Source organism: Paracoccus sp. (in: a-proteobacteria) (assembly GCF_030538495.1).
Taxonomy (GTDB): Bacteria; Pseudomonadota; Alphaproteobacteria; order Rhodobacterales; family Rhodobacteraceae; genus Paracoccus.
This window is the reverse complement of record NZ_JAUNTW010000005.1, coordinates 86,822-112,251: the sequence shown is the minus strand read 5'-3', so window position 1 is coordinate 112,251 and position 25,430 is coordinate 86,822. Positions and strand designations below refer to the sequence as shown.

Annotated in this window: 26 protein-coding genes; 18 read left to right on the top strand and 8 right to left on the bottom strand. The window is 60.8% G+C overall.

The window, feature by feature from the left end:
- Positions 1–40 precede the first annotated feature (40 nt).
- The 8 genes from catA (at position 41) to Q4G20_RS06180 (ending at position 7,772) form a co-directional block, all read left to right on the top strand.
- Entirely contained in the window at positions 41–976 is a 936-nt protein-coding gene (gene catA / locus Q4G20_RS06215; protein ID WP_303342545.1) for a catechol 1,2-dioxygenase, read from the top strand.
- Between the two features lie 80 nt (positions 977–1,056).
- Positions 1,057–2,421 carry a Rieske 2Fe-2S domain-containing protein gene (locus Q4G20_RS06210; protein WP_303342544.1) on the top strand — a complete coding sequence of 455 codons (1,365 nt, stop codon included), beginning with the start codon at positions 1,057–1,059 and terminating at the stop codon, positions 2,419–2,421.
- The gene (benB, locus tag Q4G20_RS06205; RefSeq protein ID WP_303342542.1) at positions 2,418–2,906 is read left to right on the top strand and encodes a benzoate 1,2-dioxygenase small subunit; all 489 of its coding nucleotides are present in this window, start codon (positions 2,418–2,420) and stop codon (positions 2,904–2,906) included. The genes Q4G20_RS06210 and benB overlap by 4 nt, the downstream gene beginning before the upstream one ends.
- 27 nt (positions 2,907–2,933) lie before the next feature.
- Positions 2,934–3,956: a benzoate 1,2-dioxygenase electron transfer component BenC gene (gene benC, locus Q4G20_RS06200; RefSeq protein ID WP_303342541.1), complete on the top strand. Its 1,023-nt coding sequence runs from the start codon at positions 2,934–2,936 to the stop codon at positions 3,954–3,956.
- Positions 3,953–4,732 (top strand): benzoate diol dehydrogenase BenD, encoded by a 780-nt coding sequence (gene benD / locus Q4G20_RS06195; protein WP_303342540.1) that lies wholly within the window; start codon positions 3,953–3,955, stop codon positions 4,730–4,732. Before benC ends, benD begins: the two co-directional genes overlap by 4 nt.
- Positions 4,733–4,771: 39 nt before the next feature.
- Positions 4,772–6,097, top strand: coding sequence for an MFS transporter (locus Q4G20_RS06190; RefSeq protein WP_303342538.1), 1,326 nt, complete (start codon positions 4,772–4,774; stop codon positions 6,095–6,097).
- 57 nt (positions 6,098–6,154) lie between these two features.
- Positions 6,155–6,943 carry a 3-oxoadipate enol-lactonase gene (gene pcaD, locus Q4G20_RS06185; protein WP_303342537.1) on the top strand — a complete coding sequence of 263 codons (789 nt, stop codon included), beginning with the start codon at positions 6,155–6,157 and terminating at the stop codon, positions 6,941–6,943.
- On the top strand, positions 6,936–7,772 hold the full coding sequence (locus tag Q4G20_RS06180) for a 3-keto-5-aminohexanoate cleavage protein (protein ID WP_303342536.1): 837 nt from the start codon (positions 6,936–6,938) through the stop codon (positions 7,770–7,772). Before pcaD ends, Q4G20_RS06180 begins: the two co-directional genes overlap by 8 nt.
- 29 nt (positions 7,773–7,801) lie before the next feature.
- On the opposite strand, the gene Q4G20_RS06175 is transcribed toward Q4G20_RS06180, so the two are convergent.
- The 7 genes from Q4G20_RS06175 to Q4G20_RS06145 form a co-directional block, all read right to left on the bottom strand.
- Entirely contained in the window at positions 7,802–8,689 is an 888-nt protein-coding gene (locus Q4G20_RS06175; RefSeq protein ID WP_303342535.1) for a ParB/RepB/Spo0J family partition protein, read from the bottom strand.
- Positions 8,689–9,474, bottom strand: coding sequence for a ParA family protein (locus Q4G20_RS06170; protein WP_303342534.1), 786 nt, complete (start codon positions 9,472–9,474; stop codon positions 8,689–8,691). Before Q4G20_RS06170 ends, Q4G20_RS06175 begins: the two co-directional genes overlap by 1 nt.
- Positions 9,467–10,057: a 16S rRNA (guanine(527)-N(7))-methyltransferase RsmG gene (rsmG, locus tag Q4G20_RS06165; RefSeq protein ID WP_303342533.1), complete on the bottom strand. Its 591-nt coding sequence runs from the start codon at positions 10,055–10,057 to the stop codon at positions 9,467–9,469. The genes Q4G20_RS06170 and rsmG overlap by 8 nt, the downstream gene beginning before the upstream one ends.
- Positions 10,057–11,919, bottom strand: a complete 1,863-nt coding sequence (mnmG, locus tag Q4G20_RS06160) for a tRNA uridine-5-carboxymethylaminomethyl(34) synthesis enzyme MnmG (RefSeq protein ID WP_303342532.1) — start codon at positions 11,917–11,919, stop codon at positions 10,057–10,059. Before mnmG ends, rsmG begins: the two co-directional genes overlap by 1 nt.
- A gap of 12 nt (positions 11,920–11,931) precedes the next feature.
- On the bottom strand, positions 11,932–13,191 hold the full coding sequence (gene mnmE / locus Q4G20_RS06155; RefSeq protein WP_303342531.1) for a tRNA uridine-5-carboxymethylaminomethyl(34) synthesis GTPase MnmE: 1,260 nt from the start codon (positions 13,189–13,191) through the stop codon (positions 11,932–11,934).
- Between the two features lie 11 nt (positions 13,192–13,202).
- The gene (rho, locus tag Q4G20_RS06150; protein WP_303342528.1) at positions 13,203–14,474 is read right to left on the bottom strand and encodes a transcription termination factor Rho; all 1,272 of its coding nucleotides are present in this window, start codon (positions 14,472–14,474) and stop codon (positions 13,203–13,205) included.
- Positions 14,475–14,588: 114 nt separating this feature from the next.
- Complete coding sequence (locus Q4G20_RS06145) at positions 14,589–15,032, bottom strand: CopD family protein (RefSeq protein WP_303342527.1); 444 nt, start codon at positions 15,030–15,032, stop codon at positions 14,589–14,591.
- Between the two features lie 478 nt (positions 15,033–15,510).
- Between Q4G20_RS06145 and Q4G20_RS06140 the strand changes: the two genes are divergently transcribed.
- From Q4G20_RS06140 to Q4G20_RS06125, 4 genes are read left to right on the top strand one after another with little or no spacing between them, the layout of a single operon-like run.
- Complete coding sequence (locus Q4G20_RS06140) at positions 15,511–16,365, top strand: shikimate dehydrogenase (RefSeq protein WP_303342671.1); 855 nt, start codon at positions 15,511–15,513, stop codon at positions 16,363–16,365.
- Positions 16,362–16,946: a dephospho-CoA kinase gene (gene coaE, locus Q4G20_RS06135; RefSeq protein WP_303342526.1), complete on the top strand. Its 585-nt coding sequence runs from the start codon at positions 16,362–16,364 to the stop codon at positions 16,944–16,946. The genes Q4G20_RS06140 and coaE overlap by 4 nt, the downstream gene beginning before the upstream one ends.
- Positions 16,939–17,637, top strand: a complete 699-nt coding sequence (dnaQ, locus tag Q4G20_RS06130; protein WP_303342525.1) for a DNA polymerase III subunit epsilon — start codon at positions 16,939–16,941, stop codon at positions 17,635–17,637. Before coaE ends, dnaQ begins: the two co-directional genes overlap by 8 nt.
- Positions 17,634–18,536 (top strand): YihY/virulence factor BrkB family protein, encoded by a 903-nt coding sequence (locus Q4G20_RS06125; RefSeq protein ID WP_303342524.1) that lies wholly within the window; start codon positions 17,634–17,636, stop codon positions 18,534–18,536. The genes dnaQ and Q4G20_RS06125 overlap by 4 nt, the downstream gene beginning before the upstream one ends.
- A gap of 16 nt (positions 18,537–18,552) precedes the next feature.
- Here the strand turns inward: Q4G20_RS06125 and Q4G20_RS06120 are convergent, their stop codons facing one another.
- Positions 18,553–19,353 (bottom strand): response regulator, encoded by an 801-nt coding sequence (locus tag Q4G20_RS06120; RefSeq protein ID WP_303342522.1) that lies wholly within the window; start codon positions 19,351–19,353, stop codon positions 18,553–18,555.
- A gap of 128 nt (positions 19,354–19,481) precedes the next feature.
- On the opposite strand from Q4G20_RS06120, the gene Q4G20_RS06115 reads away from it, so the two are divergent.
- From Q4G20_RS06115 to Q4G20_RS06090, 6 genes are read left to right on the top strand one after another with little or no spacing between them, the layout of a single operon-like run.
- A complete protein-coding gene (locus Q4G20_RS06115; protein WP_368660784.1) occupies positions 19,482–19,592 on the top strand; it encodes a NepR family anti-sigma factor in 111 nt (36 codons plus the stop codon).
- Between the two features lie 51 nt (positions 19,593–19,643).
- Positions 19,644–20,207, top strand: a complete 564-nt coding sequence (locus Q4G20_RS06110; protein WP_303342519.1) for an RNA polymerase sigma factor — start codon at positions 19,644–19,646, stop codon at positions 20,205–20,207.
- Between the two features lie 4 nt (positions 20,208–20,211).
- Positions 20,212–21,993 carry a sensor histidine kinase gene (locus tag Q4G20_RS06105; RefSeq protein ID WP_303342516.1) on the top strand — a complete coding sequence of 594 codons (1,782 nt, stop codon included), beginning with the start codon at positions 20,212–20,214 and terminating at the stop codon, positions 21,991–21,993.
- Between the two features lie 28 nt (positions 21,994–22,021).
- Positions 22,022–22,684 (top strand): paraquat-inducible protein A, encoded by a 663-nt coding sequence (locus tag Q4G20_RS06100; RefSeq protein ID WP_303342515.1) that lies wholly within the window; start codon positions 22,022–22,024, stop codon positions 22,682–22,684.
- Positions 22,681–23,340, top strand: a complete 660-nt coding sequence (locus Q4G20_RS06095; RefSeq protein ID WP_303342513.1) for a paraquat-inducible protein A — start codon at positions 22,681–22,683, stop codon at positions 23,338–23,340. Before Q4G20_RS06100 ends, Q4G20_RS06095 begins: the two co-directional genes overlap by 4 nt.
- A gap of 32 nt (positions 23,341–23,372) precedes the next feature.
- On the top strand, positions 23,373–25,430 hold the full coding sequence (locus Q4G20_RS06090) for an intermembrane transport protein PqiB (protein WP_303342511.1): 2,058 nt from the start codon (positions 23,373–23,375) through the stop codon (positions 25,428–25,430).

Sequence of the window (25,430 nt, the reverse complement as noted above, 5' to 3'; positions counted from 1 at the left end):
GAGCCGCGCCACCCATAAGGTCATCCAAGGAGGAGATACCATGACCGCAAAGATCTTTGACCGCCCCGATGTGCAGGAATTTCTGCGCGAACTCAGCGGGTTGAACAGCGCATCCGGCAATGACCGGATGAAGGAAATCACCCACCGTCTGATGTCGGATCTGTTCCGGGCGATTGACGACCTGAACATCACCCCCGACGAATACTGGACCGGCGTTGCGTGGCTGAACGATCTGGGCGCGGCGGGTCAGGCCGGGCTGATTTCGCCGGGTCTGGGGGTGGACCACTTTATCGACGAACGGCTGGACGCGATCGACGCGGAACTGGGCATCGAAAACCCGACGCCGCGCACGATCGAAGGGCCGCTCTATGTCGCCGGTGCGCCGGAATCGGTGGGCTTTGCCCGTCTGGACGATGGCGCGGCCGAGGGTCAGACGCTGATCATGCACGGCGTGGTGCATGGCGCGGATGGCAAGCCTCTGCCCGGCGCCAAGGTCGAGGTGTGGCATTGCGACACGCGCGGGTTTTATTCGCATTTCGACCCGACCGGCCAACAGGCGGATTTCAACATGCGCCGCACGATCATTGCCGATGACAATGGGCGTTACAAATTCCAGTCGATCCTGCCGTCGGGTTATGGCGTGCCGCCGGGCAGCCCGACCGAAAAACTGCTGACAGCTTTGGGGCGTCACGGCCAGCGTCCGGCGCATATCCATTTCTTTGTCAGCGACGCGAACCACCGCAAACTGACCACCCAGATCAATATCGAAGGCGATCCGCTGATTGACGATGACTTTGCTTATGCCACCCGCGAAGGTCTGGTTCCGGCGGTCGTCGAATGCTCGGATGACGAAAGCATCCATGCCAATAATCTGAACGGTCCGTTCGCTGAAATCGAATTCGACATCTATCTGACCGCCTTGGTCGATGGTGTGGACAACCAGATCAACGAACAGCGTCGTCGCGCGGCCGCCTGACCGCCCCGCCCCACACCCGTCACCCGACAATCACCGACATCAGACAGGGGCGCAAGCCGCGACCCCTGCAAGGAGAAACCATGTCTGCGATCATCGACACATCCCGCGATTTGGGCCAGCTGCTGGCCAATGCGGTCGAGGACAACCCCGAAACCGGCACCTTCCGTTGCCGCCGCGATATCTTCACCAATCCCGACCTGTTCGAGATGGAGATGAAGCACATCTTTGAATCGAACTGGGTTTATCTGGCGCATGAAAGCCAGATCCCCAGCGTGAATGATTATTACACCACCTGGATCGGGCGTCAGCCCGTCGTCATCACCCGCGACAAAACCGGCACGCTGAACGCGGTCATCAATGCCTGCGCCCATCGCGGCGCGATGCTGTGCCGGCGCAAACATGGCAACAAAGGCAGCTTTACCTGCCCGTTCCATGGCTGGACTTTTTCCAACACCGGCAAGCTGTTAAAGGTCAAAGACGAACGGACCAGCAAATATCCCGATCAGTTCAACACCAACGGATCGCATGATCTGACGCGCGTGGCGAAATTTGAAAGCTATCGCGGATTTCTGTTCGGCAGCCTGAACCCCAATTCGCCGTCTCTGTCCGATTATCTGGGCGAAACCAAGGTCATCATCGACCAGATCGCCGATCAGGCCCCTGACGGGCTGGAGGTGCTGCGCGGCAATTCGTCCTATATCTATGACGGCAACTGGAAGTTGCAGATGGAAAATGGCTGCGACGGGTATCACGTCAGCTCGGTCCACTGGAACTATCAGGCGACGATGGGCCGCCGCAAAGAAGAAGGCACCAAGGCCGTTGACGCATCCGGCTGGTCGAAATCGGTCGCTGGCGTTTACGGGTTCGACCACGGCCATATCCTGCTGTGGACCAATGCGATGAACCCCGAGGTGCGCCCGGTCTGGTCGCAGCGCGACGAAATCGCCGCCCGTGTGGGCGCGGATCGTGCGGAATTCATCGTCGGTCAAACGCGGAATCTGGGTCTCTATCCCAACGTGTTCCTGATGGATCAGTTTTCCACGCAAATCCGTGTCATCCGCCCGATCAGCGTGGACCGGACCGAAGTCAGCATCTTCTGTTTCGCCCCCAAAGGCGAAAGCGCCGAAAACCGCGCCATGCGCATCCGTCAGTATGAGGATTTCTTTAACGTCTCCGGCATGGGGACGTCGGACGATCTGGAAGAATTCCGGTCCTGTCAGACGGCCTATATGGGGACCGCCGCGCTGTGGAACGATATGTCGCGCGGTGCGCCGCTGTGGATCGACGGCCCCGATGACAACGCCAAGCGCATGGGTCTGAACCCGCAACTGTCCGGCGAACGGTCCGAGGATGAAGGCCTGTTTGTCCGTCAGCACGCCTATTGGCAGCAGGTGATGCTGGCCGCACTGGATGACGAACGCAAGCCCAAGGAGGCCGCGGAATGAGCCTGTCTTATGAAACCATCTGCGCTTTCCTGTATCGCGAAGCGCGCCTGTTGGACGATCGCCAATGGCATGACTGGCTGGCCTGTTACGCCCCCGACGTGACCTATTGGATGCCCGCATGGGATGACAACGACGCCATCACCGAAGATCCGCAATCGGAAATTTCGCTGATGTATTACCCCAATCGCGACGGGCTTGAGGATCGCGTGTTCCGCATCGAAACCGAACGATCCGGCGCATCGACCCCCGAACCCCGCACCAGCCATTCCGTCACCAATGTCGAGGTGATCGAGGATCGCGGCGATCATGTGGATGTCCGTTACAATTTCCACACGATGAACCAGCGTTACAACACCACGGACCAGTTCTTTGGCACCATGTTTGTCACGCTGCGCCGGGATGGCGACGGGCTGCTGATTTCGTCGAAAAAGATCGTCCTGAAAAACGACTATATCCGGCAGGTCATCGACGTTTACCACGTCTGACCGCCGGACAACCCAAGGGAGGGGGCCATGTCCAGCTATAACATCGCGCTGAATTTCGAAGACGGGGTGACGCGCATCATCGACTGCAACGCCGGCGAAACGGTTCTGGATGCCGCATATCGTCACAAGATCAACCTGCCGATGGATTGTTCCGACGGCGTGTGCGGCACCTGCAAATGCCGCGCCGAAAGCGGGGTTTACGATCTGGGCGATGACTTTATCGAGGACGCGCTGACCGATGACGAAGCCGCGGAAGGTCAGGTTCTGACCTGCCAGATGCGGGTCAGCAGCGATTGCGTGCTGACGGTCCCCACCACATCGACCGCCTGCAAGACGGGGCAGCAACGCTTTGCTGCCACCGTCGCAGGGGTCGCGCCGCATGGCGATGCGGCCTTTGTTCTGGAATTGGATATGGGCGCCACGGCGCCCACCTTCCTGCCCGGCCAATATGTCAATATCGACGTGCCGGGCACAGGCGTCAGCCGCAGCTATTCCTTCAGCAACGCGCCGGGGGAAAACCGCATCAGCTTTCTGATCAAAACCATCCCCGGCGGCATCATGAGCCGGTGGCTGACCGGCGCATCGGTGGGCGAACCGCTGGGTCTGACCGGGCCTCTGGGCAGTTTTTATTTGCGCGATCCAAACCGTCCAGTGCTGATGCTGGCGGGCGGCACGGGGCTGGCGCCGTTCCTGTCGATGCTTGAGGTCATGGCCCGCGCCGGATCGACGCAAAAGGTGCATCTGATTTACGGCGTCACGCGCGATCTGGATCTGGTGCTGGTCGATCAGATCGACGCCTATACCGCGCGTTTGCCGGGCTTCACCTATGCCACCGTCGTGGCCGAGGACGCGTCCACCCATCCGCGCAAAGGCTGGGTCACGCAGCACATGCCGGATGATCTGGAACCGGACGGGTTCGATCTGTATCTGTGCGGCCCGCCCGCCATGGTGGACGCGGTGCGCGGTTATCTGGATCAGACCGGCGCTCAGCCCGCCAGCTTCCATTACGAAAAGTTCACGCCGAACGAACCGTTAAAGGCCAGCGCATGAGTGGCCGGGTGTTTGACGGACGCTTTGCCGGTAAGGTGCTGGTCGTTACCGGCGCAGCGCAGGGGATTGGCCTGAACGTCGCCACCCGCGCCGCCGCCGAAGGGGGCCGCGTGCTGTTCGTGGACCGCGCCGATTTCGTGACCGAGGTTGCGGCAGATGCGGGCGGCATAGGCTTCATCGCGGATCTGGAAACATGGGACGGGGCGGCGGCGGCCATGGCCCATGCCGCAGATCAGTTCGGCGGCATCGACATTTTGATTAACAATGTCGGTGGCGCGATCCGTATGCGGCCCTTTGATGCGTTTGAACCCGATCAGATCGACGCCGAGATCCGCCGGTCGCTGATGCCGACGCTGTATGGCTGTCACGCGGTTCTGCCGCATCTGTTTCAGCGCGGCGGCGGCACCATCGTGAACGTGTCATCCAATGCCACGCGCGGGATTCACCGCGTCCCCTATTCCGCGGCCAAGGGCGGCATCAACGCGATCACGCAATCGCTGGCCATGGAAATGGCGGGCCGCAATATCCGCGTCGTCGCGACCGCCCCCGGCGGGACCGAGGCCCCGCCCCGCCGCATCCCCCGCAACGCAGCGGGCGATACGGCCGAGGAACAGGCGTGGATGGCCGAGGCCGTTCAGCAGGTCAAGCAATCAGCCTTTATGCATCGTTACGGCACCATCGACGAACAGGTCGCCCCGATCCTGTTTCTGGCGTCGGACGAGGCGGGCTACATCACCGGCAGCATCCTGCCGGTGGCTGGGGGCGATCTGGGCTGACGCCCGGCCCCACTGATTTCAAGGGAGGAGGAACCCAAAATGCGAACAATAGATGTCAGCGAGGCGATCGACCGCAGCCCGTTCGGTCGCTTTCAATGGATGGTGGTGGCGCTGTGCGGCGTGCTGCTGATTGTGGATGGATATGATGTGTTTGTCGCCGGCACGGTGCTGCCGACGCTGATTTCCGAATGGGGCCTGACCAAGCCGCAGGCTGGTGCGTTGCAGGCCTGGGCGTTGTTCGGGATGATGTTCGGCGCGCTGATTTTCGGGTCGCTGGCCGATAAAATTGGCCGCAAAAAGGGCGTTGCGATCAGTTTTGCCCTGTTTACCACGGCGACGGTGATCACCGGATTCGCGCAAACCCCTGAACAGTTTAAGATTTTCCGCTTTCTGGCAGGTCTGGGATGCGGCGGGTTGATGCCGAATGCCGTGGCGCTGATGAACGAATACGCGCCCAAACGCCTGCGTGGCACGATGGTTGCGATCATGTTTTCGGGCTATTCCGTAGGCGGGATGGTCGCGGCGGGTCTGGGCATTGGCTTGATCCCCAGCTTTGGCTGGCAACCGATGTTCTGGATCGCTGCGCTGCCGCTGCTGCTGTTGCCGGTTGTGCTGATGCGTTTGCCGGAATCGCTGGGCTTTCTGATCCGGCAGGGCAAAACCGACGAAGCGCGCCGCATTTTCGCCAAGATCGACCCCAGCGTCCCGGCTGATGCGCAGCTGGTGTTCACCGAATCCAAGGGCAAATCCGCGTCGGTGGTCGAACTGTTCCGCCACAACCGCACCCTGCGCACGATGATGCTGTGGGTGTCGTTTTTCTGCTGTCTGCTGCTGGTTTACCTGCTGTCGTCCTGGCTGCCCAAAGTGCTGCAAGAAGCCGGATACGCCGAACGCGCCAGCCTGCTGAGCCTGTTCTCGCTGAACTTTGGCGGGATGCTGGGCGCGATTATGGGCGGTCGTCTGGGTGATCGGTTCGGGTTGCCGCGTGTGGTGGTTGCGTTCTTTGCCATCGCCACGCTGTCGATTGCGATGATCGGATTTGCGCCGAATGCCGGGCTGCTGTTCGCGCTGATCTTTGTCGCCGGGGCCACGACGATTGGGACGCAGATCCTGCTCTATGCCAGTGTCGCGCAGCTTTATGATCTGTCGGTGCGTGGCGCGGGTCTGGGCTGGGCGTCGGGCGTGGGGCGGATCGGGGCCATCGTCGGGCCGACCATGGGCGGGTTCCTGTTGGCGCAACAATTGCCGCTGCGCGAGAACTTTTTGATCTTTGCGATCCCGGCGGCGGTGTCGGCCGTGGCGATGATCGTGTTCGCCATGGCGAATACCCGCCAGACCCAGCAAGTCCCTGTTGCGGCTGAATAAAAATCCTATCCCCTGCGCAGAATGGCTGTGCAGGGGATCATCAGGAAAGGTTTCGCCATGCTTACCGTTGCATTGAATGGCACCGATCTGCACATCGCGGATCAGGGACCGCAGGACGCCCCGGCGCTGATTTTTTCCAATTCACTCGGCACGGATTTTCGGGTGTGGGACGCGTTGATCCCGCATCTGCCTGCGGGGCTGCGGTTGGTGCGTTATGACAAACGCGGCCATGGATTGTCGCGCGAAAACGACGGTCCCTATCGCATATCTACGCTGGCCGATGATGCCGCTGCGCTGATTGCGCATCTGCGGTTGACGCGTCCGGTCTTTGTCGGCTTGTCGATTGGCGGGCTGATCGGAATGGATCTGGCCGCGCGGTATCCGGGCCTGTTGGCGGGTTTGGTGGTTTCCAATTCGGCCGCAAAAATCGGTGAACCGCAGATGTGGCGGGACCGCATCGCCATGATCCGCGCCGAAGGGTTGGCCAGTATCGCGGTTCCGACGATGGACCGCTGGTTTTCGCCTGAATTTCGCCGTGCCGGGCGCGATGCGGCGTGGTCGCGGATGTTGGCCCGGCAGCCCAAGGGCGGATACATCGCCTGTTGCGAGGCGATTGCCGGTGCCGATCTGCGCGATGCGGCGGCGGGTCTGGCCCTGCCGGTGCAGTGCATCGCGGGCGCGCATGATGGCGCGACACCGCCGGAACTGGTCCGTGCGACCGCTGACCTGATCCCCGGTGCGCGTTTCGCGCTGATCCCGGATGCGGCGCATATCCCCTGCGTCGAAACGCCTGCGGCCCATGCCGCGATTATCACTGATTTTCTAAAGGAAACAGGTCATGTCTGACCCCTGCATTATCTGCGTTGCCATCACCGGATCGCTGCCGACCAAGGAAAACAACCCCGCCGTTCCGATCACCATTGCCGAGCAGATCGAATCGACGCATGAGGCATTCGAGGCTGGCGCCACAATCGCGCATTGCCATGTCCGCGATGATGATGGCCGCCCGACCAGCGATCCCGACCGTTTCGCCGCGTTGAAACAGGGGTTGGAAACGCACTGTCCCGGTATGATTGTGCAGCTGTCCACCGGCGGGCGGTCCGGTGCCGGTCAGGCGCGCGGCGGCATGTTGCCGCTGGCCCCGGATATGGCGTCGCTGTCGGTCGGGTCAAACAACTTTCCCAGCCGTGTTTACGAAAACCCGCCGGATTTGGTGGATTGGCTGGCGTCAGAAATGGTCAAATACGGCGTTAAGCCAGAGATCGAGGCGTTTGACCTGTCCCATATCCTGCAAGCGGCCAAGATGTGGCAGGATGGGCGTATTGCGGACAAACCCTATGTTCAGCTCGTGATGGGGGTGAAAAACGCCATGCCTGCGGATCGCGAGGTGTTTAATTATTATGTCAAAACCGTGCGGCGGTTGTTTGGTGAGGGCGCGCAGTGGTGTGCGGCGGGCATTGGGCCGCAGCAAATCGTTCTGAACGAATGGGCGATTTCGGCCGGCGGCCATGCCCGCACGGGGTTAGAAGACAACGTGCGTTTGGATCGCGATCATCTGGCCCCATCCAATGCGGCACTGGTGCGGCGCGCGGTTGAGCTGTGCGAAAAATACGAACGCCCCGTTGCCAGTTATCAGCAGGCGCGGGCGATGCTGGGGCTGCGTTCTGTTGCGTAAAATGGGGGCAGGCGTTGCGCCTGCCCTTTTTACCGATAGCCGCCAAGGATTTGGCAAATCTGATCCAGTTGATCCAAATCTTTGTAATGGATCGCAATTTGCCCGCCATCATGACCGGCATGATTAATCTGCACCCGCATTTTCAGATGGGCCGACAGGTCGGTTTCCAAGGCGCGGGTGTCGGCGTCTTTTTCAACGCGCGGGGATTTCGGCGCTGTCGCGGCGGGTTGGGATTGTTTGCGAACAAGATCTTCGGTGTCGCGGACGGACAGGCCCTTTTCCACGATTTTGCGTGCCAGTTGCGCCGCATTCGGTGCTGTGACCAAAGCGCGTGCGTGACCTGCGCTGAGTTTGCCATCTTTGACCATATCCTGAACGGCATCGGGCAGGTTCAAAAGGCGCAGCAGGTTCGCGATATGGCTGCGGGATTTGTTCAGTGCCTCGGCCAGTTTTTCCTGCGTATGGCCGAAACGGTCCATCAATTGGCGGAACGAGGCGGCTTCTTCGATCGCGTTCAGGTCTGCGCGTTGAATGTTTTCGATGATCGCGACTTCTAACACCTCGGTATCGGTAAAATCGCGAATGATGACCGGCAATTCATGCAGTTGCGCCATTTGCGCCGCGCGCCAACGGCGTTCGCCCGCGACGATCTGATACAGCCCCTGCCCGTCCGGGTGCGGCCGCACGATCAGCGGTTGCAAAACGCCGCGTTGACGCAGGGAATCGGCCAGTTCTTTCAGCGCCTCGGGGTCGAATTGGCGGCGGGGTTGGTCCGGGTTGGCGGTGATTTGTTCAATCGGAACACGGATCAGGGCGCGTTCGGGCGTCGATGCGTCCGGCGCAGTTACGCCAATATCGGACATCAGGGCCGACAGACCGCGGCCTAAGCCGCGTTTCGCGTGTTTGGGATCGGCCATCAGGCTACCTCGGGCGTTAATTTCAGACGTTCGGAAAATTCGGCGGCGAATTGGCGATAGGCGTGGCTGCCTTTGGATGCCGGATCGTAATGCAGCACGGGTTGGGCATAGGACGGGGCCTCGGACACGCGGACATTTCGGGGGATCACGGTGGGATAAACCAGATCGCCAAGGGTGGCGCGGGCGTCAGCCTCGACCTGTTGGGACAGGCGATTGCGGGAATCGGCCATGGTCAGCAGAATGCCGTTGATGCGCAGGTTCGGATTTCCGGCCTGACGCACCTGTTGGACGGTGCCAAGCAGTTGCGACAGCCCTTCGAGCGCGTAGAATTCCGCCTGAAGCGGGACCAGAACGCTGTGCGCGGCGACCATGGCGTTCACCGTCAGCAGCCCCAAGGCGGGCGGGCAGTCAATTAAAACGATGGTGTTTTGCGGGGCCTGTTTCAGGCGTTCGCGAAGAAGGCGGGTGCGTTCCGTCAGCTGCGACAGTTCAACATCGGCCGATGACAGATCCGGGGTGGATGGCACGACAAAAAGGCCGGGGATTTCGGTGTCTTGCAGGCTGTCGCGCAAGTCGGCATCGCCGGCCAAAAGATCATAGATTGTGCGTTCGCGGCGGTCCTGTTCGATGCCCAAACCGGTAGAGGCATTTCCCTGCGGATCAAGGTCGATCAGAATCACCTGATGCCCCTGTTCCGCCAAGGCCGCGCCCAGATTGATTGCCGTGGTTGTTTTGCCCACGCCGCCCTTTTGGTTGGCAACCGCAACAATCATCGGATCAGACATGGGACACCTTGGTTATCTTGAGGATCGCGGCGGATGGGTTGGTTTGGCTGGGAAATGACTGATGTCGGAAATGCCATTCTTGGGCGGCTTCGGCAAGCTCTGCTTGCCAATTTTCGCCCTTCATCAGCCATGCGTGACCATCGGGCGTCATATGGCGGTGCAGAAATGGCATCAGATTCGCCAGTGAAGCCAAGGCGCGGGCGCTGATGTGGTCTGCGTTTTGTGGGTCGGCCTGTTCGATACGCTGTGCGATGACCTGTGCGTTTTTCAGGCCAAGTTCGCGAATGACGGTCCGCAGGAAGGTGGATTTGCGCTGATCGCTTTCAATCAGGGTGAAGCGGATGTCATGTTCGGCATGGGCAATCGCCATCACTAATCCGGGCAGACCGCCGCCGCTACCGAGATCGACCCAGTGGCCTGAAACCGGGCCTGTGATGGTGGCGATTTGCAGCGAATCCGCAATATGGCGCGTTTCCAGATTGGTCAGCGTCGATGGCGCAACCAGATTGATGCGGGGATTCCATTTGCGGATCAGGGCAGCATATGCGGCGAGGCGCGCCTCTGTTTCACGTGAAACATTCATCACGACGCCCGTTGTTTTTCGCGCGATCGGCTGACGGCCACCAAGAGAGACAGGGCCGCGGGGGTCATGCCTTCGACTTTTGCCGCGGCGGCCAGAGTTGCGGGGCGCAGTTCTGACAGTTTCGTGGCCAATTCGCCGGACAGGCCGCCCAGCTGGCGATAGTTCAGATCGGGCGACAGGTGGATGTTTTCGTCAGCACGGATCGCCGCAGCATCACGATCCTGGCGAGTCAGATACTGGCTGTAAAGCGCGTCATTCGTCAGCTGTGTGATTGTATCGGATGGGTAATCCGCCAATTCTGGCACAAGTCGAACCAGATCATCAAACAAGATGCCCGTCATCCCAAGCAGGGTAAACAGGCTGCGTTTCTGCCCATCCTGACGCACCTGAAGGCCGGCTTTTTGCAGTTCGGTGGGGGTCAGATAGACCGATTCGAGATAGTTGCGGGCCTTGTTGTAGGTGGTTTGACGGTTGTTGAAATGATCAGTGCGTTCCGGACCCACACAGCCCATATCAATTCCAATCGGCGTCAGGCGTTGATCCGCATTATCCGCACGTAAGGACAAACGAAATTCCGCGCGCGAGGTGAACATGCGATAGGGTTCGGTAACGCCACGCGTGATCAAATCGTCAATCATCACGCCAATATAGCTGTCGGTCCGGCTAAAATGATAGGGTTTTCGACCCAAGGCCAGTGCGGCCGCGTTGATACCGGCAACGATCCCCTGTGCCGCTGCTTCCTCATACCCGGTTGTGCCGTTGATTTGGCCGGCTAGATACAGCCCCTGCATGTCACGAACGGCCAAACCCTGGTCCAGACTACGCGGATCTACATAATCATATTCGACCGCATAGCCCGGTTGCAGGATTACGGCGTGTTCCAATCCACGGATGGACCGCACATAATCCAGCTGCACATCGGCAGGCAGGGATGTTGAAATTCCGTTTGGATAAACGGTGGGATCGTCCAAACCTTCAGGTTCCAAGAAAATCTGGTGCGATGTTTTTTCTGCAAACCGCACAACTTTATCTTCGATGGACGGACAATAACGCGGACCGCGGCCAGAAATATGGCCGCCATACATCGCGGACCGGTGAATGTTATCGCGAATGATCTGATGGGTTTTTCCGTTGGTATGCGTGATGCCGCAGGAAATCTGACGCGCAGATGGTGCGCTGTTCAGATAGGAAAACACCACCGGATCATCGTCGCCCGGTTGCGTTTCCAACATATCCCAGTCAATCGTTCGACCATCAAGACGCGGCGGTGTTCCGGTTTTCAGCCGTCCCATAGGCAGACCCAGACCCAACAGAGACGCGGCCAAACCGTGGGCCGTCCCGTCACCCCACCGCCCCGCCGGTCGGCTGACATCACCAATGTGAATGGCGCCGTTCAAAAACGTGCCGGTCGTCACAATAACAGCCGATGCTGTGAATTCGCGTCCATCCGAATGGCGCACACCACGAATTTTCTGGCCGTCTTTGATCAGTCCTTCAACCTCACCATAGCACAGGCTTAACCCCGGATAGGCGTCAATGATCGTTTGCGCATGGTGCCGATACAGTGCGCGATCCATCTGCGCGCGCGGCCCTTGAACGGCTGGCCCTTTGCGCCGGTTCAACAACCGGAACTGAATCCCCGCCTGATCCGCGATCCGACCCATCACGCCATCTAATGCGTCAACCTCGCGAACCAAATGGCCTTTACCCAAACCACCAATGGCCGGGTTGCAGGACAGCGTGCCAATATCCTCGCGCCGCATGGTCATCAGCAGCGTGTCGGCCCCCATCCGCGCGGCTGCCGTTGCGGCCTCTAACCCGGCATGACCGGCACCGATCACAATGACGTCGTAATGTTTCACGTGAAACAATCCCTACTTCCCGATACAGAACGACGAAAAGATCACGTCCAGATAATCTTCCGCCCCAATCCGGCCAACTAACCGATCCAAAGACGACGCCGCCTGCCGCACGTTTTCCGCCAGCAACTCCACCGGCAAATCATCCAAATCACTCAACGCCGTGACGGCATCCGACAATTCCGCCCGCTGCCGCTCATGGCTGATGATTCCCGCGCCTGCCACACGATCCGCCAACCGATCATACACCATATCCAACATTCGGTCGATGCCATGCCCGCTCACGGATGACACAGACGCGTTATGAACCCCGCCATCATCCTGACTGACCAAAACCAGATCGCCATCACACCACAGATCATCCTGCCGCACACCTTCAGGATGCAGGTGAATCCGCAAATCAGCCGCCGCCGCCCGATCCTTGGCGCGCTGAACCCCGATGGCCTCGATATCGTCCCCAGTCACGCGCAACCCGGCCGTGTCCAAAAACGTCACCGCCAAGCCGCGAAGATCGGCCCGCAACTCGATCACATCCCGAGTCGTCCCGGCAATATCGGATACGATGGCCAGTTCCCGCCCCGCAATCCGGTTGATCAGCTGCGATTTCCCAGCATTGGGCGGCCCGACAACAGCAACCTCAAACCCCTGTCGAATCCGTTCCGCCGCAGAAAAACCCGCCAATTCGCGCGCCAAATCCCCGCGCAACGCGGCCAACTGCTCATAAACCTCGGGCGCCACATCATCCGGCACCTCTTCATCGGCAAAATCGACACTGACTTCGATCATCGCCCCGGCATGGATCAACGCCGCACGCCATTGATCCGCTTTCCGCGCCAAAGCCCCGCCAGCTGCACGCAGAGCCTGTTTCCGCTGCATCTCGGTTTCAGCCGCCAGCAAATCACCCAAGCCCTCAATCTCGGCCAGATCCATGCGACCATTCAGAAAGGCGCGCCGGGTGAAGTCCCCAGCCTCGGCATCCCGCGCACCGCACGAACGCAGCGCCGCGCCAACACGGCGCACGACCACAGGCGCTCCGTGCAGATGCAGCTCAACCACTTCTTCGCCGGTAAAACTCGCCCCTTCGGCAAACCACAGGACCAATGCCTGATCCAGTTCCTCGCCCCCATCCCGCAGCACACGGAAATAGGCGTGCCGCGCCACCGGCAGAGGCCCCGCCAACCGCTCAGCAATCGCCCGACAGCCGCGACCGCTCAGCCGAATAACGGAAACGCCCCCCCGACCCGGCGGGGAGGCTTCGGCGAAAATCACATCCATATCCGGCCCCGTCAGGCGTTCATTGAATCAAAGAATTCGGAATTCGTCTTGGTCTGCTTCAGCTTGGAAATCAGGAACTCGATCGCGTCGGTCGTCCCCATCGGATTCAGAATCCGCCGCAACAGATACGTCTTTTGCAGGTCTTTGGAATCAACCAGCAATTCTTCTTTCCGCGTGCCAGATTTCAGAATATCCATCGCCGGGAAGACGCGCTTATCCGCAACCTTCCGGTCCAGAACAATCTCACTGTTGCCGGTGCCTTTGAATTCTTCAAAGATCACCTCATCCATCCGGCTGCCCGTGTCGATCAGCGCGGTGGCAATGATGGTCAGCGACCCGCCTTCTTCGATATTGCGCGCCGCACCAAAGAACCGCTTGGGCCGCTGCAAGGCATTGGCATCCACACCGCCCGTCAGCACTTTACCCGATGACGGCACAACGGTGTTGAACGCCCGACCAAGTCTTGTGATCGAATCCAGTAGAATAACAACATCTCGTTTATGTTCGACCAGACGTTTGGCCTTTTCGATCACCATTTCGGACACAGCAACGTGCCGGCTGGCCGGTTCATCAAAGGTCGACGACACCACTTCCCCACGAACCGACCGCTGCATGTCGGTCACCTCTTCAGGGCGTTCGTCGATCAGCAACACGATCAGATAACATTCGGGATGATTTTTTTCGATCGAATGGGCGATATTCTGCAACAGCACCGTTTTCCCCGTCCGCGGAGGCGCAACGATCAGCGACCGCTGCCCCTTCCCAATCGGCGCGACCAGATCAATGATGCGGGCCGAACGGTCCTTGATCGTGGGATCTTCGATTTCCATTTTCAGGCGTTCATTCGGATACAGCGGCGTCAGGTTGTCAAACGCCACCTTGTGACGCGCCTTTTCCGGGTCTTCGAAATTGATCCGTTCCACTTTGGTCAGGGCAAAGTAACGCTCATTCTCGCCCGGCGCGCGAATCACGCCTTCCACCGTGTCGCCGGTGCGCAGCGAATACTGGCGGATCATATCGGGGCTGACATAAATATCGTCGGGACCGGGCAGATAGTTCGCCTCGGTCGACCGCAGGAACCCGAACCCGTCCTGAACCACCTCCAGCACGCCGTCGCCGCCGATTTCCCAGCCCTCTTCGGCATGTTCCTTCAGGATGGAATACATCATATCGCCCTTCCGCATGGTCGAGGCGTTTTCAATTTCCCATTCCTCAGCCAATGCCAGCAATTCAGCGGGGCTTTTGGCCTTCAGGTCGGACAGATTCAGGCGTTCTTCGGTCATTACATCACCAATCGCAGGCCCGAACCGGGCCATCAGCAGATCACATATCGGAAAATCCCCCGGCCGGATGGCGGGGCTTGGCCTTGACCTACGCCGGAACGGGCCTCGAGTCAATCAATACTGAATAATCACCGCCGTCACGATCCCCAGCATCAGCAGCGTCGGCACTTCGTTCATCATGCGGTAATAACGGCCAGTGCGGACCTGACCGGCCAGTAGCCGCCGCCGTTCGCCCGCGCACCACATATGAAACCAGGTCATGCCGATCACGCAACCCGCCTTGACCCAGGGCCACAGATGCGCCCAAATCCCCGGGCCCAGCGCGATCACCATCATCAGCCCGCTGATCCATGCCGCAATCATCGCGGGGTTCATAATCACCCGCAACAGCTTTTCTTCCATGATCACAAAACTGGCGACAGGTTCCACCCCGCCCCCACGTTCCGCGTGATACACGAACAACCGGGGCAAATAAAACAGCCCCGCCATCCACGATATTACCGCCATGACGTGAAACGCCTTCACATAGGGATAGATCACGAACAGTCCGTCGAACATCGCAGCACCTCTTTCCCTTTCACTTAAATAAGAAAAGAAAGAAAAGAAATGATGATGTAGTAGGCCCTGTGGATCAGTGGATCACGCCGTTATCCCGGCTCTTTTCCCCAGAATCAGCCCTGTGGGTAAGATTCCCGAAAATCACCAATAACGTTCGAAAATTTTGCAAAATCAACAATCTAATCTGTGGATAAATCTGCGGATAACCCGTGAAGATCACACTTACCCACAGACGCGGCCCATCGGCCCGTGCAGTTATCCCCCTGTGGATGATAACCCCGCGTTCCCGCCGCGTTCAGTGGGTAAAATCGCCCCCCTCCGCGATCCCCCCATCCATCACCAAGGCTTAACCCGATTCCCACCCAGACTTATCCACAGGCACCATCGCGCCACAGAGGCACGAAAACCCCCGCCCTGCCCTTCCCCCCGCCCGATTCCCCGCCTAATCTGTCCGAAAGGAACCGTTTCCGTTGGTATGATGTCCGAAGATCAGCCCCTGTCCCAGATCCGGCACGCCCCCCTTGCGGGTGTGATCGGGATGCCGATTGCCCATTCCCGTTCGCCGCGCCTGCATGGGCATTGGCTGGCGCGGTATGGCCTGCCCGGTCATTACGTCCCCATCCCCGTGCAGCCCGAACATCTGGCCGAGGTGCTGCGCATCCTGCCCCGCGCGGGCTTTGTCGGCGCGAACGTCACCATCCCGCACAAAGAGGCCGTTCTGACCCTTGCCGATACCGTCACGGATCGCGCGGCGCTGATCGGGGCGGCGAATACGCTGATTTTCCGGCCGGACGGCAAAATTCACGCTGATAATACCGATGGTTACGGATTTATCGCCAATCTGCGGCAATACGCGCCCGATTGGCAGCCTGATGCCGGACCGGCGGCGGTGATTGGCGCGGGCGGCGCGGCGCGGGCGGTTGTCGCGTCGCTCTTGGATGCGGGGGTCAAGGAATTGCGCATCACCAACCGCACCCGCCTGCGCGCCGAACAGATCAAGGCCGAATTTGGCGCGCGGCTGGTCGTCTATGACTGGGCGCAGGCGGGCAATATGCTGGACGGGGCCAGCACCGTGGTGAACGCCACATCGCTGGGGATGGAGGGTAAGGCCCCCCTGAGGGTGCCTCTGGATGCGCTGTCACCGGCGGCGGTCGTCACGGATCTGGTCTATACCCCGCTGATGACGCCGTTTCTGACGGACGCCGCCGCGCGCGGCTGTCAGATCGTGGACGGGCTGGGGATGCTGCTGCATCAGGCCGCGCCGGGCTTTGAACGCTGGTTCGGGCATCGCCCCGATGTGGACGAGGAAACCCGACAGGTGGTGCTGGGATGACCTTTATCCTTGGGCTGACGGGCGGCATTGGCATGGGGAAATCCACGACCGCGCAGATGTTCCGGGATGCGGGCTTTCCGGTCTGGGATGCGGACCGGGCGGTGCATCACCTCTATGCGCCCGGCGGTGCGGCGGTCGGGCCGGTTTCGGATGCGTTCCCGGCGGCGCTGCACAATGGCGGCATTGACCGCGCGGCGTTGCGGGCTGAACTGGCCGCCGATCCCGGCGCGCTGACCCGGTTGGAATCCATCGTGCATCCGCTGGTCGGCGCGGATCGCAGCGCCTTTATCGCCGCCCACAGCGATGCGGCGCTGATTGTCTTGGACATCCCGCTGCTGTTCGAAGGCGCGGGCCGTCTGGGGCTGGATGGCGTCGCCGTGGTCAGCGTGGACGCCGAAACGCAGCGCGCCCGCGTGATGGCGCGCCCCGGCATGACGGCGGAAACCTTTGACATGATCGTCGCGCGACAAATGGCCGATGCGGACAAACGCGCGCTTGCCGATTGGGTGATCCCCACCGATACTGTCGAATCCGCCCGTAGGGCGGTGGATCAGATTATCCGACAGGTGGCCCATGCGTGAAATTGTGTTCGATACCGAAACCACCGGCTTTGACCCGAAAGGCGGTGATCGCATCGTCGAAATCGGCGCGATGGAGCTGATCAACCACCTGCCCACGGGCCGCACCTTTCACGTCTATATCAACCCTGAACGGTCGATGCCGGACGATGCCTTTCAGGTTCACGGTCTGGGCGATGATTTTCTGCATGACAAACCGAAATTTGCCGAAATCGCCCAAGATTGGCTGGACTTTATCGGCCCGGATTCCAAACTGATCGCACATAACGCCAATTTCGACCGCGGTTTTCTGGATATGGAGCTGGGCCGTCTGGGCCATCCGCCACTGGACCCCGCGCGCGTGATCGACACGCTGGCGATTGCGAAACGCAAATTTCCCGGCGCGCCTGCGTCGCTGGATGCGCTGTGCCGCCGGTTCGGAGTGGACAATTCAGGCCGCGACCTGCACGGGGCGTTGATTGATACCGAATTGCTGGCCGGGGTGTATCTGGAACTGATCGGCGGTCGGCAACCGGATCTGGTGCTGGCCGGTCCCGAAACCACAACCACCACGCAGACACAGACCACCAAACCCCGCGCGCCGCGTCCCCGCCCCCTGCCCTCGCGTCTGACGGCGGACGAAGAACAGGCCCATGCCGATTTTATCGCGCGCATGGGGGATAAGGCGTATTGGATCACGCGCAGGATGCAATGATGCTGAACTGGTTCCGGGAAACCCGCACATTCTGGGGTGCCGTGATTGAACGGATGGACAAAACGCATATGTCGCTGATTGCGGCGGGGGTGGCGTTTTACGCCATGTTCGCGGTCTTTCCCGGCATCGGCGCCATCGTCGCGTTATGGAGCCTGTGGTTCGACCCCACAATCGTGCTGACCTATCTGGCGGTTGCGCATGAATTCATGCCCGAAGGCGCGCAGGAAATCGTCGATGATCAGGTGCTGTCGGTGACGTCACAGGGGCGCACGACGATGGGATGGACGTCGTTTGTGTCGTTCATGATCGCCACGATTGCCGCGCGCGCAGGCGTGGATGCGCTGATCCGAGGGCTGAACGCGGCCTATGGTGTGCGCGCCCATTCGACGATTTTCGGCTTTATTCTGGCCTATGTGCTGACGCTGGTGATTGTGGGCATTTCCATTGCCGGGCTGGCCACGATTGTCATTGTGCCGCTGGTCCTGAACTTTTTCGTCTTTGCGCCGGTGCGGTCGTGGCTCATCACCGCGCTGCCTTGGGCGGGGATGTTCGTTCTGGTGATTATCGTGATTGGGGTGCTGTATCGTTATGGTCCCAATGTCAAAACGCCACGGACGCGGATTTTCACATGGGGCGCGGTCTTTGCGGCGGTGCTGTGGTCGGCGGGGTCGATTGCGTTTTCGGCGTATTTGTCCAGTTTCAACAGCTATAACCGGATTTACGGGTCCATCGGCACGGTGGTGGCACTGCTGATGTGGTTTTATCTGGCGGGGTTTTCCGTGCTGCTGGGCGCGGTGATCAATGTCGAACTGGCCCGCAGCCGCCGCCTGCAACAAGCGCGCGAGGCCCGCAAAAACATCGCCGAATTGCGGGCCGAGGCCGCCGCCGCCAAAGATTAAGGCGGCGACCCATCCGTTACGCCAAACCTTCGGTCGAGGCAAAGAACATCGCCTGCGACACCGCCGAACGCACCTGTTCTTCGTTATAGGGTTTGGAAATCAGGAATGCCGGTTCCGGGCGCTCGCCGGTCAGCAGGCGTTCGGGGAAGGCGGTGATGAAAATCACCGGAATGTCGCCCATGCTGGCCAGCAATTCGTTGACCGCATCCACGCCCGACGACCCATCGGCCAGCTGAATATCGGCCAGAATCAGATCGGGGCGTTCTTTGCCGGCCAGTTCGATGGCGGCGCTGTGGGTGCGTGCCACGCCGGTGACGCTGTGGCCCATGGCCTGCACGATGCCCTTCAGGTCCATGGCGATGATCATTTCATCTTCGATCACCATGACCTTGCCACGCAGCGCGTTGCCCATTTCGGTCAGGGCGATCTGGATCAGTTCCTCGGCCTCGTCGGTCGAAATCTGCATGACGCGGGCGATCTGGTCGGGGCGCAATTCTTCGATGCTGCGCAGCAACAGGGCTTCGCGGGAATTGGGCGTCAGCCCGCGCAGGTGATCCTGTGCGGCACGTTCGCGGCTGGTCTGATCCGATTCCGCCACCGGCTGACCCGAGCTTTGCCAGATCACATGAAAGGTTTTGAACAGCGCGATGCGCACATCGTCTTCGCCGTCCATGACGGAACGGTCGGACAAAATCGCTTCAAGCGTGGCGGCAGCGTAATTGTCACCGGCGCTTTGGCTGCCTGTCAGGGCGCGTGCGTAACGCCGCAGAAAAGGCAGTTCGCGCCCGATGGATTGGGCCAGATCGGCAGCAGACATGGTTTATCCTTTTTTTCGCGTATTGCAGGGAACCAACTTCCCCCCCTAAAGGTTGCATCACGTGCGCACAAGATTTGTCGGGACAACACTAAATGACGCCTATCAAAAAGGACCGACGGAGGTCTGCCGTGGAACAGCAAATTGATGAAAACCTGAAACGTGTTTACGATCAGGATGTGAACGAACAGGTGCCTGATCGTTTTCTGGATCTGCTGCGGCAGTTGAAGGAACAGGATTGATCTGTCCTTCGCCCGTTTTTGCCCGCCACCCTTTTTTGACGGCTGCATGATATGACAAACACCCCCTCTGACCCGCGCGATCAGCTGGTTGACCACCTGCCCGCGCTGCGTGCTTTTGCGCTGTCGCTGACCCGCGAAGGCGCCTCGGCGGACGATCTGGTGCAGGACACCATCGTCAAGGCGTGGACGAATATCGACAAATTTCAGGCCGGCACCAATCTGCGGGCGTGGTTGTTCACCATTTTGCGCAACACTTTTTATTCCGCGCGCCGCAAAACCAAACGCGAAGTCAGCGACAGCGACGGCATCCACGCCGCACGTCAGGCCACGCGGCCCGAACATGACGGGCGACTGGCGATGCGTGATTTCCGCGCCGCGTTTGAAAAACTGCCTGACGAACAGCGTGAAGCCTTGGTTCTGGTCGGCGCATCGGGCTTTTCCTACGAAGAGGCCGCCGATATGACCGGCGTGGCCGTCGGCACCGTGAAATCGCGCGCCAATCGCGGGCGGCGCAAGCTGGCGGAATTGCTGCATCTGGATGATGCGCAGGAATTGGACATGACCGATCAGGCAACGCTGGCCGTGATGGCCGCGTCGCAGCCTGTGATGCGATAAACCCATGCTGACGGGTGTGTCTGACCGTCTGGATTTCACCCGCAAGCTGGGCTTTCGTCTGGGCGCGCTGTTATCGGTGGCGATCCTGCCCATCGGCCTGATTTCGCTGGTCCAGAACCTGAACCTGTCGCGCGAGGCGGAACGATCCGCCGAAATCGCTTTGCTGGGCCGCACCGCATCCGCCGCATCGGGCGAACGCGCGCTGTTGCAAAGCGCCTTGGGATCGGCCGATGCCATGGGTCCGGCGGTTTTGCGCACCCGCGACGACCCGGCGACCTGTTCGGATCTGATGGCGGAATTTGTCGAACGCAGCGCCACCTATGTGTCCGCGGCCTTTGTGTCGATTGAGGGTTACACCAATTGCAGCGCGGCCAGCCAGCAGGGGCAGTTGATCGACCTGCACGCATCGCCCGCCTGGAACAAATTCCTGAAAGACCCGACCACCACGGTGATGTCGCTGGATCAGGGGATCATCAGCGGGCGCGCGGTCGTGCAGCCGCTGTATGAAAACCGCGAATTGCTGGGCTATACCACGGTGTCGCTGACGCATGATCTGTTGCGGTCCACCCATGCGGCCTATTTCGGCACCGATGGCGCGCGGGTCATCACCTTTAACAATCTGGGCGAATTTCTGGCCACCGAATCCGAATCCCGCGATTACGTCGATATTCTGCCGGTGGGGGTCGATCTGTTGGCCGTGGCGCAGCAGGGCGAAACCACCTTTCGCGGCACGACCGAAAACGGGGAAAAGCGTATTTTCACAGTGGTTTCGGTGGTTCCGGGGCTGGTTTACGCCTTGGGCAGCTGGTCGCCCGCCGTGGTGGGTCTGGACGCGCTGACGGTGTCGCGCTTTGGCGCGATCCTGTTGCCGGTGGCGCTGTGGGCGGCGTCGCTGGCGGTCGCCTATTTCGCGGTGTTCCGGCTGGTTCTGCGCCATATCAGCGTGCTGCGTGGCCAGATGCGGCGCTTTGCGCTGGGCAGCCGGGACGCGCCGCCTCCGGTTCTGCGCGGCGCGCCGACCGAGATCACGGATATGAGCCAGACCTTTCACAACATGGCCCGCATCCTGATCCGCGACGAAGAGGAAATGGAACGCGCCGTTTCCGAAAAAACCGTGCTGCTGAAAGAGGTTCATCACCGCGTCAAAAACAACCTGCAACTGATCGCGTCGATCATCAATATGCAAAGCCGCCTGATTGACGATCCCGACGCGAAACGTGTGCTGCGATCGGTGCAGGATCGGGTTGCGGCTCTGGCCACGATTTACCGCAATCTGTATCAGGCCGAACAGCTGGATGCGGTCGATGCGGGGCGTCTGATTGGTGACATCGTGAACCAGATGGTCAACGCCACCACGCGCCCGGGGGAATCGCTGCGGGTGGATACGCAAATCCGGCCTCTGACGTTGTTGCCGGATCAGGCGGTGCCGTTAACCCTGCTGGCGACGGAATCGGTGACCAATGCGCTGAAATACGCATCCCCCGCGCCGGGGGAAACGGCGTCATGGGTGCGGGTGTCGCTGACCACCCCGGAACCGGGCGTTGCGGTGCTGTCGATTGCCAATTCCGTGGGCGATGCACGCAGCGACGCCGAAGGCACGGGTCTTGGCAGCCAGCTGATCGAGGCGTTTGCCATGCAACTGGACGGCACCGCGCAGCAAAACCAGACGCCCGGCACCTATGAATTGGAATTGCGGTTTAACATTGAAACGGTTGACCCCGCCCCGGCCCCCGATCCGCGTCAGGTGGTGCTGACATCGGCCGCGCGTCCGGGCGCACAGCATTAACGGGCTTGCGCCGGGATGGGGCTGATTTATGTATCACGGCATGGATAACGCCGCGCAGTATGATCTGAAAACGGGGGACGGGCTGATCGCCTGCCCGAAATGCGATGCGCTGCATGTGCAGGATGATCTGACCGCCGGGGAAACCGCGCGCTGCATCCGCTGCGGGCATGTGCTGGCGCGTCCGCGTCAGGGCGCGTTCGGGCAGCTGATCGCACTGGCCTTTACGTCGATGGTGCTGCTGATCGGCGCGGTGTTTTTTCCGTTCCTTGAGGTGTCGGCCCGTGGCTTCGGCAATGCCAGTTCGCTGTTCGATGTGGCGCTTGCCTTTTCCGATGGGGTGCTGCTGCCGCTGGTTCTGGCGGTCTTGGCGATGATCATTGGCCTGCCGATCCTGCGGGCGTTTTTGCTGGTCTATGTGCTGGTGCCGCTGGCGCAGGGGCGCGCGCCCTATGCCCATGCGGCGGCGGCGTTCCGGTGGTCGGAAATGCTGCGCCCGTGGTCGATGGCGGAAATTTTCGTGATCGGCACCGCCGTGGCACTGGTCAAGGTCGCGGGTCTGGCCAGCGTGCAGATGGGACCGGCCTTTTGGGCGTTCTGCGCGCTGATCTTCGTCAATATCGCGTCGCGCGCGTTCATGTGCCAGACATCCATCTGGGACGCGATAGAAGACGCAGGGATCCCCACCGAATGACCGCGCCCGACCACGACATCGCCCCGGTTCTGACCGCGCATCGTGCGGGGTTGATTGGCTGCCGGTCCTGTGGCCGGGTCTGGCCGCGCGACGATCACCAATGCGGGCGCTGCGGCGCGTCGCTGGTGCCGCCCGACCGGCGCGGGCTGTCGGCGGTCTGGGCGTGGCTGATTGCGGGGATCATCGCCTATATCCCCGCCAACGTCTTTCCGATGATGAAAACCCAGACCTTTGCCGGGCTTGCGGGCAATTCCGAGGCAACGATCATCGGCGGCGTGCTGGAACTGATCGCCTATGGCAGTTGGGACATCGCGATCATCGTGTTTGTGGCGTCCATCGTGGTGCCGATTGGCAAATTCATCGCGATCATCTGGCTGGCTTTGGCGGCTGGCAAACCCGCCACGGTCAGTCAGGCGCATACCCGGCTGAAGGTGTTTGAAATCGTCGAATTTATTGGCCGCTGGTCGATGATTGACGTTTTTGTCGTTGCGATTTTATCCGCGCTTGTGCAACTGGGCTTTGTGGCGTCCATCCATCCCGGCCCGGCGGCGGTGTCATTTGCGCTGTCGGTGGCCTTTACCATGCTGGCCGCGCAAAGTTTTGACGCCCGCCTGATCTGGCGCGGCCTGCCCTTGCGCAGCGCGCCCAACACCTGACCACATCCGCATCTGACCCAAAAGGAACCGCCATGACCGACACGCCTTCTCCGCTGAAACCCGCAAGGCCGGTGCGCAAAACAGCCGCCCGCGCGGCGCAGGCGGGGGTGAATATCGTCTGGCTGGTGCCAATTTTGGCCTTGGTGGTGACGCTGGCGATTGCGTGGACGTCGTTTCGCGACCGAGGGTCATTGATTGACATTGAATTTGCCGACGCAACCGGCGTGACGCCGGGGGAAACCACGCTGCGGTTTCGCGAAATCGTCGTCGGCCGGGTCGAGGCCGTGCGCTTTACCCACGACCTTGCCCGCGTCGTCGTGTCGGTGCGTGTGAACAAAGACATCGCGCCCTTTATCGACGATCAGGCGTCGTTCTGGATCGTGCGGCCTCAGGTATCCGCGCAAGGGGTGTCGCGGCTGGATACGGTGCTGACCGGTGCCTTTATCGAAGGCTATTGGGACGCTGATCCGACCGCGCCAGAGACGCGCTTTGTGGGCTTGGACCGTCCGCCGCTGACGCGCAACGACACGCCCGGCACATGGGTGGCGCTGTCGATGCAATCAGCCGAAAGCCTGTCCGAAGGCGCGCCGGTGCTGTTTCGGGGCTTGCAGGTCGGGCGGATCGAAAATCTGCGACTGGATGACGGCGCCGACCGCGTGATTGCGGATGCCTTCATCGAGGCCCCCCATGATCAGCGCCTGACCAGTGCCAGCATGTTCTGGGATATTTCGGGCTTTTCGGTGTCGCTGGGCGCGGCGGGGCTGTCGCTGAATGTCAGCTCGCTGTCGTCGCTGTTGCAGGGCGGCGTGGCCTTTGACACCATGATCAGCGGCGGGCAGCCGGTGGAACGCGGCCATATCTTTGCCGTGCAACCCGACGAAGATACCGCCCGCAACAACCTGTTCGCCGACCAGGAAGGCGCGCAACTGCGCCTGTCGATGCTGGTCGATGACAGCCTGCGCGGTCTGACGCGCGGCGCGGATGTGCAATTTCAGGGCCTGCGCGTGGGTCAGGTCACGGATCTGGCGGTCGCTGTGACGGATGCGCCCATCGGCAGCGACCTGCCCCGCGTGCAGCAGCGCGTCACCCTGTCGGTGTCGCCGTCGCTGATGGGGCTGGGGGCGGATGCAACCGCCGATGACGCATTGGAATTTCTGGATGTGGCGGTGCAGGACGGGCTGCGCGCGCGTGTGGCCAGCACCGGGTTTCTGGGAACCTCGCTGATGGTGGAACTGGTTCATCTGGACGATCCCGGTTCGGGGCGGCTGGACCGCAGCGCCGAACCCAACCCGATGATCCCGACCGCGCCGGGCAGTCTGGATGACTTTTCCGGCAGCGCGCAGGGTCTGATGGATCGCGTCAGCCGCCTGCCGATCGAGGATTTGATGGCATCCGCCACCCAAATGATGAACAGCATCACCGCGATTGCCAGTTCGAACGAAACCCGCGCTTTGCCCGGCGCGCTGCGCGACACCCTGAACGAAGGGCGCGACGCCTTGGCCAATATCGGCGAATTTGGCCGCGACCTGAACGACGCCGGCACCGCCCAATCCATTGCCCGCATGGTGGATGAAGCCGCCGTCGCCATGGAATCGGTGCGTGTGGCCACCGAAAACGCGCCGCAAATGGTCGCCACCATCAGCGAAACCGCGGAAAAAGTCCGCGACATTGATTTCGCCGCGATTGGCGCGCAGGCCGAAGGGATTCTGGCCGATCTGCGCGCCATGCTGGGCAGCGAAGACGCCGAACAACTGCCGCGCAACCTGTCCGACACTTTGCAGGCGATGACGGGGCTGTTGAATGATCTGCGCGACGGCGGCGCAGTGGGCAATCTGAACGCGGCGCTTGCCTCGGCCAGTGCGGCGGCGGATCAGGTCGCGGCATCCGTCCGGGAACTGCCTGCGCTTGTCACGCGCCTGCAATCCACGGCGGCGCGCACCGAACAGGTGATTGCGGGCTATGGCCCCCGGTCGCCCTTTAACAACGAAGCGATTGCGGCCATGCGCGAAATGCGCCGCGCGACCGAGGCGTTCGGCTCGCTCGCCCGTATGATCGAACGCAACCCCCGCGCCTTTATTCTGGGACGATGA